This window comes from Mariniflexile jejuense, assembly GCF_042675665.1.
GTDB classification, from domain to species: domain Bacteria; phylum Bacteroidota; class Bacteroidia; order Flavobacteriales; family Flavobacteriaceae; genus Mariniflexile; species Mariniflexile jejuense.
The window spans coordinates 1,258,994-1,273,326 of sequence record NZ_JBHTJI010000001.1 but is presented as its reverse complement, the minus strand read 5'-3'; the positions used below and the strand labels follow the sequence as shown (position 1 = coordinate 1,273,326).

The 14,333-nt window shown below is 30.6% G+C and carries 17 protein-coding genes; 10 read left to right on the top strand and 7 right to left on the bottom strand.

Going from position 1 to position 14,333, the window contains the following annotated elements; genetic code table 11:
• The first annotated feature begins 18 nt into the window (after window positions 1-18).
• On the top strand, window positions 19-615 hold the full coding sequence (locus ACFQ1R_RS05470) for a hypothetical protein (protein ID WP_379925112.1): 597 nt from the start codon (window positions 19-21) through the stop codon (window positions 613-615).
• A gap of 71 nt (window positions 616-686) precedes the next feature.
• Here ACFQ1R_RS05470 and lptB read toward each other — a convergent pair whose 3' ends face one another.
• The 4 genes from lptB to ACFQ1R_RS05450 form a co-directional block, all read right to left on the bottom strand.
• On the bottom strand, window positions 687-1,427 hold the full coding sequence (gene lptB, locus ACFQ1R_RS05465; protein ID WP_379925110.1) for an LPS export ABC transporter ATP-binding protein: 741 nt from the start codon (window positions 1,425-1,427) through the stop codon (window positions 687-689).
• A gap of 70 nt (window positions 1,428-1,497) precedes the next feature.
• A complete protein-coding gene (locus ACFQ1R_RS05460) occupies window positions 1,498-1,845 on the bottom strand; it encodes a carboxymuconolactone decarboxylase family protein (protein ID WP_379925109.1) in 348 nt (115 codons plus the stop codon).
• Window positions 1,838-2,665 (bottom strand): twin-arginine translocase subunit TatC, encoded by an 828-nt coding sequence (gene tatC / locus ACFQ1R_RS05455; protein ID WP_379925108.1) that lies wholly within the window; start codon window positions 2,663-2,665, stop codon window positions 1,838-1,840. Before tatC ends, ACFQ1R_RS05460 begins: the two co-directional genes overlap by 8 nt.
• Window positions 2,665-3,582: a KpsF/GutQ family sugar-phosphate isomerase gene (locus ACFQ1R_RS05450; RefSeq protein ID WP_379926313.1), complete on the bottom strand. Its 918-nt coding sequence runs from the start codon at window positions 3,580-3,582 to the stop codon at window positions 2,665-2,667. Before ACFQ1R_RS05450 ends, tatC begins: the two co-directional genes overlap by 1 nt.
• Window positions 3,583-3,831: 249 nt before the next feature.
• Between ACFQ1R_RS05450 and ACFQ1R_RS05445 the strand changes: the two genes are divergently transcribed.
• The 5 genes from ACFQ1R_RS05445 (at window position 3,832) to ACFQ1R_RS05425 (ending at window position 8,726) form a co-directional block, all read left to right on the top strand.
• Window positions 3,832-6,036 (top strand): RecQ family ATP-dependent DNA helicase, encoded by a 2,205-nt coding sequence (locus ACFQ1R_RS05445; RefSeq protein ID WP_379925107.1) that lies wholly within the window; start codon window positions 3,832-3,834, stop codon window positions 6,034-6,036.
• Window positions 6,037-6,176: 140 nt separating this feature from the next.
• The gene (locus tag ACFQ1R_RS05440) at window positions 6,177-7,109 is read left to right on the top strand and encodes a peptidylprolyl isomerase (RefSeq protein WP_379925106.1); all 933 of its coding nucleotides are present in this window, start codon (window positions 6,177-6,179) and stop codon (window positions 7,107-7,109) included.
• A 141-nt stretch (window positions 7,110-7,250) separates the two neighbouring features.
• Window positions 7,251-7,673 (top strand): hypothetical protein, encoded by a 423-nt coding sequence (locus tag ACFQ1R_RS05435; protein ID WP_379925105.1) that lies wholly within the window; start codon window positions 7,251-7,253, stop codon window positions 7,671-7,673.
• A 21-nt stretch (window positions 7,674-7,694) separates the two neighbouring features.
• Complete coding sequence (locus ACFQ1R_RS05430) at window positions 7,695-8,240, top strand: YfiT family bacillithiol transferase (RefSeq protein ID WP_379925104.1); 546 nt, start codon at window positions 7,695-7,697, stop codon at window positions 8,238-8,240.
• Window positions 8,241-8,243: 3 nt separating this feature from the next.
• Window positions 8,244-8,726 (top strand): GNAT family N-acetyltransferase, encoded by a 483-nt coding sequence (locus ACFQ1R_RS05425; protein ID WP_379925103.1) that lies wholly within the window; start codon window positions 8,244-8,246, stop codon window positions 8,724-8,726.
• Here the strand turns inward: ACFQ1R_RS05425 and ACFQ1R_RS05420 are convergent.
• Entirely contained in the window at window positions 8,723-9,280 is a 558-nt protein-coding gene (locus tag ACFQ1R_RS05420; RefSeq protein ID WP_379925102.1) for a thioredoxin family protein, read from the bottom strand. The two genes, ACFQ1R_RS05425 and ACFQ1R_RS05420, sit on opposite strands and share 4 nt — an antisense overlap.
• 47 nt (window positions 9,281-9,327) lie before the next feature.
• Here ACFQ1R_RS05420 and ACFQ1R_RS05415 point away from each other — a divergent pair, with 47 nt between their 5' ends.
• Window positions 9,328-9,663 (top strand): tRNA-binding protein, encoded by a 336-nt coding sequence (locus ACFQ1R_RS05415; RefSeq protein ID WP_379925101.1) that lies wholly within the window; start codon window positions 9,328-9,330, stop codon window positions 9,661-9,663.
• 45 nt (window positions 9,664-9,708) lie between these two features.
• Here ACFQ1R_RS05415 and ACFQ1R_RS05410 read toward each other — a convergent pair whose 3' ends face one another.
• A complete protein-coding gene (locus ACFQ1R_RS05410; RefSeq protein ID WP_379925100.1) occupies window positions 9,709-10,095 on the bottom strand; it encodes a PUR family DNA/RNA-binding protein in 387 nt (128 codons plus the stop codon).
• 154 nt (window positions 10,096-10,249) lie between these two features.
• Window positions 10,250-12,013 (bottom strand): ABC transporter ATP-binding protein, encoded by a 1,764-nt coding sequence (locus ACFQ1R_RS05405; protein ID WP_379925099.1) that lies wholly within the window; start codon window positions 12,011-12,013, stop codon window positions 10,250-10,252.
• A 226-nt stretch (window positions 12,014-12,239) separates the two neighbouring features.
• Here ACFQ1R_RS05405 and nusB point away from each other — a divergent pair, with 226 nt between their 5' ends.
• From nusB to yajC, 3 genes are all read left to right on the top strand, one after another.
• On the top strand, window positions 12,240-13,184 hold the full coding sequence (gene nusB, locus ACFQ1R_RS05400; RefSeq protein ID WP_379925098.1) for a transcription antitermination factor NusB: 945 nt from the start codon (window positions 12,240-12,242) through the stop codon (window positions 13,182-13,184).
• 120 nt (window positions 13,185-13,304) lie between these two features.
• Entirely contained in the window at window positions 13,305-13,760 is a 456-nt protein-coding gene (locus ACFQ1R_RS05395) for a DUF1573 domain-containing protein (RefSeq protein ID WP_379925097.1), read from the top strand.
• Window positions 13,761-13,812: 52 nt separating this feature from the next.
• Window positions 13,813-14,094, top strand: a complete 282-nt coding sequence (yajC, locus tag ACFQ1R_RS05390; RefSeq protein ID WP_379925096.1) for a preprotein translocase subunit YajC — start codon at window positions 13,813-13,815, stop codon at window positions 14,092-14,094.
• Window positions 14,095-14,333: the final 239 nt, after the last annotated feature.

Below are 14,333 nucleotides of genomic sequence, written 5' to 3'. Positions count from 1 at the left end.
TTTTAATAAATAAAAATAATGGAAGATTTTAATTATCCAATAAACTTCACTTTTCATATTTCAACATTATCAAACGATTTTACGGCAACTAACTCTCAAGGAAAAACAATTGCTTATGTAAAGCAAAAAATGTTTAAATTAAAGGAAGATATTACTGTTTATAATAATGAAAATAAAACACAAGTTAACTACAAAATAAATGCAGATAGGTGGATTGATTTTTCTGCAGCTTATAGTATAAAAAATAGTAGTAATGTTGAAATAGGTAAAGTAGCTCGTAAAGGTTGGAAATCTATTTGGAAGGCTGAATACGAAATTATAAATAAGCATCAAAAACTTAAATACCGCATTAAAGAAGATAATGCTTGGATAAAAGTATTAGACGGCTTATTAGGGCAAATTCCTGTTTTAAATATTTTTACTGGTTATTTTTTTAATCCTAGTTATAGTGTAATTGATTTGCAAAATAAACCTATATTAAGAATGAAAAAAGAAGCATCTTTTTTTGGTAGAAAATTTCAAGTAGCAAAGTTAGTTTCTACAGATATAGAGGATGATGAATCAATTTTATTAAGTTTAATGATGATGGTGCTTTTAGAACGTAGAAAAGGCTAATAAAAAAAACATCAACTATGTTTAAATTATATAGTTGATGTTTTTTTTAAAAGTAATTGAATTATAGATAATTAATCTCTAATTTTCTTTTTGCGCAATTCAAAATTCTGACCTAAATATACTTTACGTACCATGTCGTCATTTGCTAATTCTTCAGGTTCACCAGCTTTAAGAATGCTACCTTCAAACATTAAATAAGTTCTATCGGTAATAGCTAGTGTTTCTTGTACGTTATGGTCGGTAATTAAAATACCAATATTTTTTTTGGTAAGTTGTGCTACTATACGTTGAATATCTTCTACTGCAACGGGGTCAACGCCCGCAAATGGTTCATCAAGCAAAATAAAACTTGGGTCGGTTGCCAAGGCACGTGCAATTTCGGTTCGTCTGCGTTCGCCACCAGATAGTAAATCGCCTCGATTTTTTCTTATATGACCTAAACCAAATTCTTCAATTAACGATTCCATTTTTAAATGTTGTTCCTTTTTGCTTAGCTTGGTAAGTTGCAAAACACTTAAAATATTATCTTCGATACTTAATTTTCTAAAAACGGACGCTTCTTGTGCTAAATAGCCAATACCATTTTGGGCACGTTTGTACATGGGGTATTGTGTAATTTCTGTTTTATCTAAAAAAATATGACCACTATTAGGTTTTATTAAACCCACGGTCATGTAAAACGATGTTGTTTTTCCAGCACCATTTGGTCCTAAAAGCCCAACAATTTCGCCTTGTTCAACTTGTAAAGAAACGTCTTTTACTACTTTTCGTCCGCTGTAGGACTTCATCAAATTTTGAGCTCTTAAAATCATATTTTTTAGTAACTAAACGCTAAAAATAGTAAAATCATATTCAACTAGTATAGCAAAGGGTTTTAATTAATTAACTGTGTTGTTCTAAAGCATCCCAAAACTCGTAAGCACGTCGCAAATGTGGAATAACAATTGTACCGCCAACCAAGGTTGCAATACTTAAAGCTTCAACAACTTCTTCTTTTGTTAAACCTAATTTGTGGCTGGTTTCTAAATGGTATTTTACACAATCATCACATCGTAAAACAGCAGAAGCTACTAAGCCTAAAAGTTCTTTAGTTTTAACATCTAAAGCACCTTCTGCGTAAGCGTTTGTGTCTAGATTAAAAATACGTTTAATCACTTTGTTGTTGTCGGCTAAAATTTTATCGTTCATTTTAGAACGGTAATCATTAAATTCAGTAACTATATCAGACATGTTTTTTTTCTTTTCGTTTTTGATTTCTAACTACAATTTTAGCAATTATAATGCTAGCTTCATATAAAATTAAAATAGGGATAGCTACAATAACTTGACTAGCAATATCTGGAGGTGTTATAATTGCTGAAAGTACTAATACAAGAATTAAAGCGTATTTGCGGTATTTTTTTAAAAATTCGGGTGTTACTAAACCTATTTTTGTTAAAAAATAGATAATTATTGGCAATTCAAATATAATACCTGATGCTAATACTGAAGACCTTACCAAGCCTATAAAAGAACTAATGTCAATTTGATTTTCAACACGTGATGAAATACTATAATTAGCCAAAAAGTTAATAGATAATGGGGTTATTAAGTAATACCCAAACAGCGCGCCTAAAAAGAAAAGTAGCGATGAAATAACAATAAATCCACGAGAATGTTTGCGTTCGTTTTCGTGCAAACCTGGGCTAATAAATTTCCATAATTGGAAAATAATGTATGGAAATGATATGATGAAACCACCTAAAATAGCAGTCCAAATATCGGCCGAAAATTGTCCTGCCATAGTACGGTTTTGTAAAATAAGCGGAATTTTATCGTTACAAAAACTAGTATCAACACTCATATAAGTAGCAATATCACAAAGCCATTTATATGTTGGAAAATTCATGTTTAATGGAGCGAAGATGATGTCTTCAAAAATATATCGGCTAAATAAAAAAGCTAAAGTAGCAACAATAACTACTGCCAATGTTATTTTAATTAAATGCCAACGCAACTCTTCAAGATGGTCTAAAAAAGACATCTCATTTATATTCTTCTTTTTTGCCATTATATAATACCTTCTTTAATTAAATCGTGTAAGTGCACTACGCCCGCGTAATTGCCATTTTCTTCTACCAATAGTTGAGAAATTCCATTTGCTTCCATAAGTTCTAGGGCATCAATAGCCATAGCTTCTGCATTAATACGTTTTGGATTAGAACCCATAATATCTTTAGCAGTAAGTTTAGAGAAATCATCTACTTTAGTAAGCATTCTACGTAAATCACCATCGGTAATGATACCAATAATTTTATTGTTTTCTACTACAGCAGTAACGCCAAGCATTTTTTCAGTAATCTCAATTATGACCTCCTTTATACTTGTAGAAGCAACAACTTTTGGTTTTTGGTTAACCGAAGAAATATCTAAAACGCGTAAATATAGTTTTTTACCTAAAGCACCACCAGGGTGGTATTTTGCAAAATCGTTACTTGAAAAACCACGTAATTCTAGTAAACAAACAGCAAGAGCATCACCTATAACCAATTGCGCTGTTGTACTGGTTGTTGGAGCCAAATTATTTGGGCATGCTTCTTTTTCAACAAAAGCATTTAAAATATAGTCGGCATGTTGACCTAAAAACGATTCTGTATTTCCAGTAATGGCAATTAATCTGTTTTTAGACCTTTTTATAAGTGGAATAAGCACTTTAATTTCAGGGGTGTTTCCACTTTTTGAAATGCAAATAACCACATCATCTTCAAGAATAAGTCCTAAATCGCCGTGAATAGCATCGGCTGCATGCATAAATACAGAAGGTGTTCCAGTAGAATTTAATGTAGCAACAATTTTACTAGCAATAATGGCACTTTTACCAATTCCTGTAATAATTACGCGTCCTTTTGATTGATAAATTAGTTCTACCGCATTTGCAAAATCATCATTTACTAAATTAGATAAATTTAAAATGGCTTTACTTTCCATTTCAATGGTTTGCTTTGCGATATTAATAATTGAAGCTATACTATTCAAAATTTATTATTTTTTTAGTTGATGCTTTTAAAGATTTTGTTATCTTTAATGTTAATCAAAATCAAATTTATTGTAATTTCGATTTCGGTTACAAAACTAACGAAAAAACACGAGGGTTCTCTTAATACATTATTAAATAGTCTATAGAATTTTGAATATTTAATGTGTTTTTTTAATAAGTAAAATAAATTTTAATCATTCATGTCAGTATCAAAAAGTGACTTGCATTCTGCACTAAAAAAATATTTTGGATTTGGTAAGTTCAAAGGACTTCAAGAAGATGTAGTAGACAGTATTTTATCAGGTAATAATACATTTGTTATTATGCCAACAGGCGGTGGCAAATCACTTTGCTATCAATTGCCCGCACTCATGCAAGAAGGTACTGCTATTGTAGTATCGCCTTTAATTGCATTAATGAAAAATCAAGTAGATGCTATACGAGGTGTTTCAAATGAAGAAGGTGTTGCACACGTTTTAAATTCATCGTTAAATAAAACGGAGATAAAACGTGTAAAAGAAGATATAATAAATGGTGTTACTAAACTATTGTATGTAGCACCCGAATCGCTTACAAAAGAAGAAAATGTTGATTTTTTACGTTCTGTAAAAGTTTCTTTTATGGCTATTGATGAAGCGCATTGTATAAGTGAATGGGGACATGATTTTAGACCAGAATACCGTAACTTAAAGCACATTATCGCACGCATTGGCGATAACATTCCAATAATAGGTTTAACAGCAACCGCAACACCAAAAGTACAAGAAGATATCATAAAAAACTTAGGTATTAGTGGTGCAAAAACCTTTAAAGCATCGTTTAACAGGCCTAATTTATATTATGAAGTACGGCCAAAAACCAAAACAGTTGATGCAGATATTATCCGTTTTATAAAACAAAATCAAGGAAAATCGGGTATTGTTTATTGTTTAAGTAGAAAGCGGGTTGAAGAATTAGCTCAAGTTTTACAAGTAAATGGTATAAAAGCTGTGCCTTATCATGCGGGGTTAGATGCTAAATCTAGATCTAACTACCAAGATAATTTTTTGATGGAAGATGTAGATGTTGTAGTAGCAACCATTGCTTTTGGTATGGGTATAGATAAACCCGATGTGCGTTTTGTAATTCATCATGATATTCCAAAAAGTATTGAAAGTTACTACCAAGAAACAGGTAGGGCAGGACGCGATGGCGGTGAAGGTCATTGTTTGGCTTATTATTCTTATAAAGATATTGAGAAGCTTGAAAAATTTATGTCTGGTAAACCTGTTGCCGAACAAGAAATTGGGCAAGCATTATTGCAAGAAGTTGTAGCATTTGCCGAAACCTCAATTTCACGACGCAAATTTATATTGCATTATTTTGGTGAAGAATTTGATAACGAAACGGGTGAAGGAGGCGATATGGATGACAACGTTAGGCATCCTAAAAAGAAGCACGAAGCCAAAGAAGATGTTAAGTTGCTATTAGAAACCATAGATAATACCAACGAAAAATACAAATCTAAAGACCTCGTTCATGTTATTACAGGTAAAGAAAATGCCTTAATAAATTCGCATAAAACCAACGAACAAGCCTTTTTTGGAAAAGGAAATAGCAAAGACAAAAAATATTGGATGGCGTTGTTAAGACAAGCACTTGTTGCAGGTTTACTAAGAAAAGATATTGAAACTTATGGCGTTATTAAATTAGAACCTTCAGGTTTAGCATTCATCAAAAATCCAGAAAGTTTTATGATGACTGAAGATCATATTTTTGATGGCGAACAAGAAGATGGTAGTGTAATAACTGCAGCAAAAAGCGAAGGCGCAGTAGCAGATGAACTTCTTATGAATCTGCTAAAAGATTTACGAAAAAAGAATGCTAAAAAACTAGGTGTACCACCATTTGTTATTTTTCAAGACCCATCTCTTGAAGATATGGCTTTAAAATATCCAATAACCATGGCAGAATTGGCTAACGTACATGGTGTTGCAGATGGTAAAGCAAAAAAATACGGAAAAGATTTTATTGAACTTATAGCACAATATGTTGAAGAACATGATATAATTAGACCAGATGATTTGGTTGTAAAATCAACAGGTACAAATTCAGCCAACAAACTTTACATCATTCAAAATATAGATAGAAAATTACCTTTAGATGATATTGCATCTTCAAAAGGAATGCCAATGGAAGAATTTATTAAAGAAATGGAAGCCATAGTCTATTCAGGTACCAAATTGAATATAAATTATTGGATTGATGAAATTCTTGATGAAGACCAGCAAGAAGAATTGCATGATTATTTTATGGAAGCTTCATCTGATAGTATTGAAAAAGCAATAAAAGAGTTTGATGGCGATTATGAAGATGATGAACTTCGTTTGTTTAGAATTAAATTTATTAGTGAAGTAGCTAATTAGTTTAAAAGTTAATTAAAACGAGTATTTAAACTTTATTGCGTGTAAGCTTTTTATATACAAAAACAACCAAAAAACACGAATCGTTAATCAACAATCGTTAATCATTTCATATATTTGCAGCTTCAAATAAAAACAGAACAATGCAAGACGGATTATACGCAAAATTCAACACAACTAAAGGCGAAATACTAGTTGCTTTAGAATTCAAAAAAACACCAGGAACAGTTGGTAACTTCGTAGCTTTAGCCGAAGGAAACTTAGAAAATAAAGTAAAACCACAAGGAACACCTTATTATAATGGCTTAAAATTTCATAGAGTTATACCAGATTTTATGATTCAAGGTGGTTGCCCACTAGGTACTGGTACAGGTGATGCGGGTTATAAGTTTGATGATGAATTTCACCCAGATTTAAAGCACAATGCTCCAGGTATTTTATCAATGGCAAACGCAGGTCCAGGAACAAATGGTAGCCAGTTTTTTATAACACATGTAGAAACACCTTGGTTAGATAATAACCATACCGTTTTTGGAAAAGTAGTTGAAGGACAAGATGTTGTTGATGCAATTGCTCAAGGCGATAAAATTGAAACTTTAGAAATTGTTAGAGTTGGTACTGAAGCTGAAACATACAATGCAGTTGAAGCTTTTAGAACTTTTGAAGGTTCAAGAGCTAAAAGAATAGAAGAAGCTAAAAAAGCTGCTGAAGCTGAATTAGATAAATTAGCAACAGGATTCAATAAAACAGAAAGTGGCTTACGTTACCAAATTATTCAAAAAGGAAATGGTGTAAAAGCTGAAAAAGGTAAAAATGTATCAGTTCATTATAAAGGACAATTGGCCGATGGAACTGTTTTCGATTCTTCATACAAACGCAACCAACCAATTGATTTTCCAGTAGGTGTTGGTCAAGTAATCTCAGGTTGGGATGAAGGTATTCAATTATTAAACGTTGGCGATAAAGCACGCTTTGTTATACCAAGTCATTTAGGTTATGGTAGTAGAGGTGCAGGCGGTGTAATTCCACCAAACGCAACTTTAATTTTCGACGTAGAATTAATGAACGTTAAATAATACGCTTATTATATATTAAACAAAAGGCATCCAAATTTGGATGCTTTTTGTTTTTTAGTTAGGCTTGTTCTTTATAGCTAATTATTTTTAGGTTAATCGATTTAATTCTTCATTTATTAGCAATAAAGCTATTTTTGAGCTGTGAAAAGCATAAAAGATATCGATTTATACAACCAGGTTCTTAAAGAATTAAATTATTCTTTTGGAACTGTTTTCATTTTTGACGGTTTTGTTGTTTCTGAAATTAACAGAGGCGTTAGTTTTAATTGGAACCAACATGCACAAGTCATTGTGGAAGATATAGCATGTTATTTAGGAACCGATGGCAGCGATTTAATTTATATTTCCAATCGCATTAATTCATATGCTGTTGTAGCTTCAGATTGGTTAAAGTTTTTCAAAAACAGTTACAATCTTAAAGGTTATTTTATAGTATCTGAAAGTAACATAGGCATTTTAAATTCAATGATTGAAAATTTGTTTTTTAATGATAAAATCAAACGATTTAATTCTATTGAAACAGCCATAAATTGTATAAAAATAGGGTTGATTGAAATTGCATAGTATTTCTCTATCTTTGTTTTTATGACAGAAGACACTTTACAAAAACTAAAATATCCAATAGGGCAATTTAGTTGCCCAAATACCATTTCTGCAAATCATATAGAAGGCTGGTTATCTATTTTAGAACACTTTCCAAATAGGTTAGAAAACCTAGTTAAAAACTTATCAGATGAGCAATTAAATACGCCTTATAGACCAGAAGGTTGGACGATAAGACAAGTTGTTCATCATCTTGCCGATAGTCATCATCATAGTTACGCACGTTTTAAATGGACGTTAACCGAAGAAAAACCTGTTATAAAAGCCTATTATGAAGATAGATGGGCTAATTTGTTTGATTATAAAACAGCTCCAATTAATATGTCGTTACTTCATTTAAAAGCTGTTCATGTAAAATTGGTGTATTTATTAAAAGGGTTGAATGAAGAAGATTTAAACAAAAGTTTTATTCACCCAGAAACACAAAACGAAGTTGTTTTAAATTACAATATTGGTATGTACGCATGGCACAGCAACCATCATTATGCACATATTGAAAATTTGATGAAACGTAATAATTGGATGTAATTCATGATAAGAAACGTTCAAATTCAAGATGCTCAACAGCTGGTAGATATTTATAATTATTACGTTATAAATTCTATAGTTACACTAGATTTAGTTCCTTTTTCAAAGAAGGATTTTGAAGAAAAAATTAGTTTAATTTCAACTGAATTTCCTTTTATAGTATTTGAAGAACATAATGAAATATTAGGTTATGCTTACGCCAATACTTTTAGAACAAAACCAGCTTATAATAATACAGTAGAACTTACTATTTATATTAAAAATAGCGAAATAGGAAAAAATATAGGTAAGAAATTGTATTCTGAATTGTTAAGTGAGCTTAAAAGTAGAAACTATCATGTAATTATTGGCGGGTTAACATTGCCTAATGATGCAAGCGTAAAACTTCATGAAAACTTCGGATTTGAAAAAGTAGCACACTTTAAAGAAGTAGGTTATAAATTTGATACCTGGCACGATGTAGGTTTTTGGCAATTAACTTTTTAATTTTTCCACTTTATACTACAGCCAATACTGGGTTTTTGTAAGCTTGTATTTTCTTTGTTTTCTATCAAGCAATCTAACGCATGCCTTAAATCAATGCCAGTAACAGGTAAGTTGTTTCCAGGTCTTGAACTATCTAATTGTCCTCTATAAACCAGTTCTAAATTAGCATCAAAAACATAAAAATCGGGTGTACAAGCAGCATCAAAAGCTTTGGCAACTTCTTGATTTTCATCATACAAATATGGAAATGGATAATGTTCTTTTTTAGCATGAAGTTTCATCTTTTCTGGACCATCTTGCGGATATCTAACGGCATCATTACTAGAAATAGCAACAAAACCAATACCTTTTTTAATGTAACTAGTTGCAATAGAAACTATTTCAGAATTTAAATGAATTACAAACGGACAATGGTTGCAAATAAACATAACAACTGTGCCGTTTTCTCCTTTTACTTTTTCTAAACTTAAAAGGGAATCACTAACCGTATCAGGTAATTCAAAAAAAGGTGTTTTTGTGCCTAATGGCAACATGTTTGAAGGCGTATCTGCCATGTTTAAATGTTTTTTACAAAGTTCGGTATAATTTGTATTTTTAAAAAATGAAAGAAACAATAACTTTTGAAGATTTTACTAAAATTGATTTGCGTGTAGGTACTATTATTGAAGTAAACGATTTTCCTGAAGCAAAAAATCCGGCGTATCAATTAACCATCGATTTTGGGAATTTAGGTATAAAAAAATCATCTGCCCAAATAACTACATTATATAAAAAAGAAGATTTACTAAATAAGCAAATTGTTGCAAATGTAAACTTCCCTAAAAAGCAAATTGCCAAATTTATGAGTGACTGTTTGGTAATGGGTGCAGTAAATGGTAAAGATGTTATGCTTTTAAGCCCAGAAACTAATGTTGTGAACGGAAGCGTCGTGAGCTAAAAAAACCGCTACTTTTCTGTAGCGGTTTTAGTTTTTTATAAACTATTAAATATCGTCAAATTCAATATCGGTGAAACTTTCTAATGATTTGTTTGAAATAATTTCTTCACTTATATCTTCATTTTCGTAATCTTTTTTGAAATCTTTTTGGTGGCGTTCGCTTATTACTTCATCGCCTTTTTCATCAATAATATATTCAGTCATTTCAGATAAAATGTCTTTAAACTCACTAAAATCTTCTTTGTAAATATATATTTTGTGTTTTTTGTAATGAAAAGAGCCATCATCATTAGTAAACTTTTTACTTTCGGTTATTGTTAAATAATAATCATCAGCTTTTGTAGATCTAACATCAAAAAAATATGTGCGTCTTCCTGCTCTTAATACTTTAGAAAAAATCTCCTCTTTCTCCATCATGTCATTATTACTCATAGTGTATAGAAATTTATTAAGTTATCAATTTATACCAAAAATCTAAAAAAAACCGATACTAAGCAACATTTTGTGCTATTTCTTTTTCAAATTACAATATTCCTTGCATTTTATTTAAAATACATTTTACATACTTATCTGTATAACAATATGTTTACGCTTTATTTGAGTCGGTTTCGCTTAACTGTTTTAAGTAAAGGTGTTGGTAGTAACCATCTACATTTATTAGCGATTCATGAGTGCCTTCTTGTACAATTTTGCCATTGTCGAGTACAATAATTTTATTAGCATTTTTAGCTGAAGATACTCGATGACTTACAATTATAGCTGTTTTTCCTTTTGTTATTTTTATTAAGTTTTTAAGTATTTTTTCTTCAGTTTCAGTATCAACAGCCGATAAACAATCGTCAAACAATAAAATTTCTGGAGATTTTATTATGGCTCGAGCAATGGAAACACGTTGTTTTTGACCACCAGAAAGTGTAATACCACGTTCGCCTAAAATAGTGTCGTAACCTTTATTAAACTTAACAATGTTTTTGTGTACTTGGGCATTTTTTGCAGCCTCAATAACTTCATCATCAGTAGCATCTTCTTTTCCGAATTTTATATTGTTTTTTATGGTGTCAGAAAATAAAAAGGCGTCTTGTGGTACATAACCAATGCTATTTCTTAAATCGGTTAAATTATGTTCTTTAATAGGCGTATTATTTATTAAAATTGAACCACTGTTAATATCATAAAGTCGCCCAATTAAATCTAATATAGTAGATTTTCCTGAACCAGTTTTTCCTAAAATTGCCAGTGTTTCACCAGCTTTAATATTGAAAGTTACACCATTTAATGCTTGAATATTGGTGTCATCATAGGTAAAGTAAACATTATTAAAAACAATATCGCCTTTAGCTTCGGTATGTACATCTACCAAGTTTTTTATTTCTGGTTCTAACCTTAAAAATTCATTAATACGTTTTTGTGATGCTTCAGCTTGTTGTACAATTGATGTTACCCAACCTACCGTAGCAACTGGCCATGTAAGCATGTTTACGTATATAATAAATTCTGCTATGGTTCCTAAACTTTCAATTTCACCGTTTATGTATTGCATACCGCCAATGTAGATAACAAGTAAGTTACTGGCGCCAATAAGTAAAATCATCATAGGAAAAAACCACGCTTGTACTTTAGCTAAGTTTATTTGTTTTTCTTTGCTTTCAGCAGCTAAAGCTTCAAAATTTACAGATGTTTGCGGTTCTATTCCATAAGCTTTTATTACTGAAATACCACTGAAAGATTCTTGTGTAAACGTTGAAAGTTTTGATAAAAACTGTTGTACAATGGTGCTTCTTAAGTGTATTTCTTTGCTTAATTTATAAATAACAATTGAAAGTATTGGCAACGGTAAAATAGTGTAAAGTGCTAGTTTTGGAGCTTCATTAAACATGTAAATTAGTGCAATAACAAAAAGCGTAATGGTATTAATACTGTACATTATTGCAGGTCCTGCATACATACGTACATTACCAACATCTTCACTTATACGGTTCATTAAATCGCCCGTTCTATTTTTTTTGTAAAAATTTAAGGATAGTTTTTGGTATTGGTCGTAGATTTCATTTTTCAAATCGTATTCTACATAACGTGATACATTAATAATGTATTGACGCATAAAAAACGTGAAAATTGCAGCAATGATAGACGCGCCAATAATGTATATAATAACGATGGTTAATTGCGATTTTACAGCTTGTTCGGTAACGCCACCTTTCATGTAATTTTCAATAACTACAAAAATTTCTCGTACGTAACGTGGTGTAAATAACAAAAATATTCTAGCTATAATGGTTATGGCTGTGCCAATTAAAAGCTGCTTTTTGTATTTTAAAAAGTATTTGTTTAAATGCTGTAATTCCTTCATTTAAAGTGTATCTATAATAGAAATTTGTATGGTAACTTATGTAAGCAAATATAAAATTTTAAAACCATTTAATGTTTTAAAACCTGTTTTGTAATTGTTAAAAATACCATAAAGTATTTAATAAATAATAAAACAAAAAAGTGGCTGTCACTTTTTAAAATAGTATTATTTTTGCAGCGCGAAACCATAAATTTTTCGACTTTATAAATTTAAGTTCATTGTAATTATGCTAAACAGAAGACATATTCGTGTAAAAGTAATGCAAACCTTGTATGCGTTTAAAGGAAGTGAAAGTGACGATTTTAGTAAAGACCAGAAATTTTTGCTGTTTAGTATAGACAATATGTACAACTTGTACTTATTATTACTATCGTTGTTAATAGAAGTTCAAAAAAGAGCTGAAGACGATTTACAAAAAAAGCAAAAAAAGCATCTAGCAACTAAAGAAGATAAAGATCCAAACCGCAAGTTTGTAAACAACGAATTGCTTAAACTTTTATCAGAAAATTTTCAGTTGAAAAATCAGTTAGAAATACACAATATTACTAATTGGGAGTTGGATAGCGAGTATGTTGATGTTATTTTTAAAGCCATAACATCTAGCGATATGTATAAAGAGTACATGAAAACGCGCGTTTCTGATTTTAAAGAAGATAAAGAGTTTATTGTTGATGTTTTTAAAGATATTATAGCACCAAACGAAAAGCTTTACGATTATTTAGAAGATAAAAATTTAACATGGTTGGATGATTTGCCAACAGTAAATACAACCATATTGAAGTTGCTTAGAAAAGCCAAAACCACATCGGCAGAAGGTTATTTTACACCAAAATTGTATAAAGATTTAGATGATAAGCAATATGCTATCGATTTGTTTAAAAAAACGCTTTTAAATAGAACCGCTTTAAACAAAGAAGTTGAAAATAAAACTCAAAATTGGGATGCAGATCGTATTGCTAACGTAGATTATGTGTTGCTTCAAATGGCTATTTGCGAGTTAAAAAGCTTTCCTTCAATTCCTGTAAAAGTTACTTTAAATGAGTATTTAGAAATAGCAAAGGAATATTCAACACCAAAAAGTAGTATTTTCATTAATGGTATTTTAGATAAATTGGTTAAAGAATATGAAGATGCAGGTACTTTGAAAAAAATAGGTCGGGGTTTAATGTAAATTTCTGTTAAGAAGCTATTAAAAATTTTTAGAAGGTTAAATAATTCCTATTTTTACAACTAGAATAAGAATAACTTATAAATACGTGTTTTTATTTTTTAGAACATAAAAAACAAAGTAATGAAAAAAATAATATTATGTTTAAGTGCTATTACCTTAATAGCTTTTACATCTTGCAAAGATGATGCAACTAAAAAAATTGAAGAAGCTAACGTAACTGCTGCAGCACTAAGAGATGCAGATGCTACTAAATTTCCTAAGTTAGAGTTTAATGAAACGGAATACGATTTTGGCGATATACCAAAAGGCACACCTGTATCAACCGTATTTACATATAAAAATACAGGAAATGCACCTTTAGTTATAACAGATATTAAAAGTACTTGTGGTTGTACCGTGCCAGAAGATTGGAGTAGAGAACCTTTAGCCCCAGGTAAAACAGGTAAATTTACTGTTACTTATAACGCATCTGGACCAAATAAAATAACTAAAACCATAACAGTTTCTGCTAATACAGAATCGGGTTCAGAAATGGTTAAAATTACGGCTAACGTAATAGATCCAAATACAAAATAAACCAGTTGCAAGAGCAACAATTAAATAACTAACAAATAACTAATCAACTATAATGGAAGGAATGGGGCAATTGCCGTTTATACTGTTAATGTTTGTGGTTGTGTATTTCTTTATGATTGCACCACAAATGAAACGTGCTAAAAAAGAGAAAAAATTTAATGCTGAATTAAAAAGAGGCGATAAAGTAATTACCAAAAGTGGTTTGCACGGTAAAATTTTAGAACTTAATGATAAAGATCAAACATGTGTAATTGAAACCATGTCTGGAAAAGTAAAGTTTGAGCGTTCTGCAATTTCTATGGAATTAAGTGCAAAAGCAGGTACACAAGAATAAATATATCAATTATTATAAAAAAAGCTTCCTAATTCAGGAAGCTTTTTTTGTTTGTATCAAGTTCAATTGTTAGTTATTACCATTATCTTAACATGGCGTATTTGTCAATGGCAGTAGGTTTTTGTAAATTTGCAAAATGAATAAAGGATTCCATGAACAACAAAATTGCAGAATATTTAACTTTAACTTTTTAGTTTTTAGGAACCAATCCGATAAATTTATTCCTCCTTCGGCTTCAA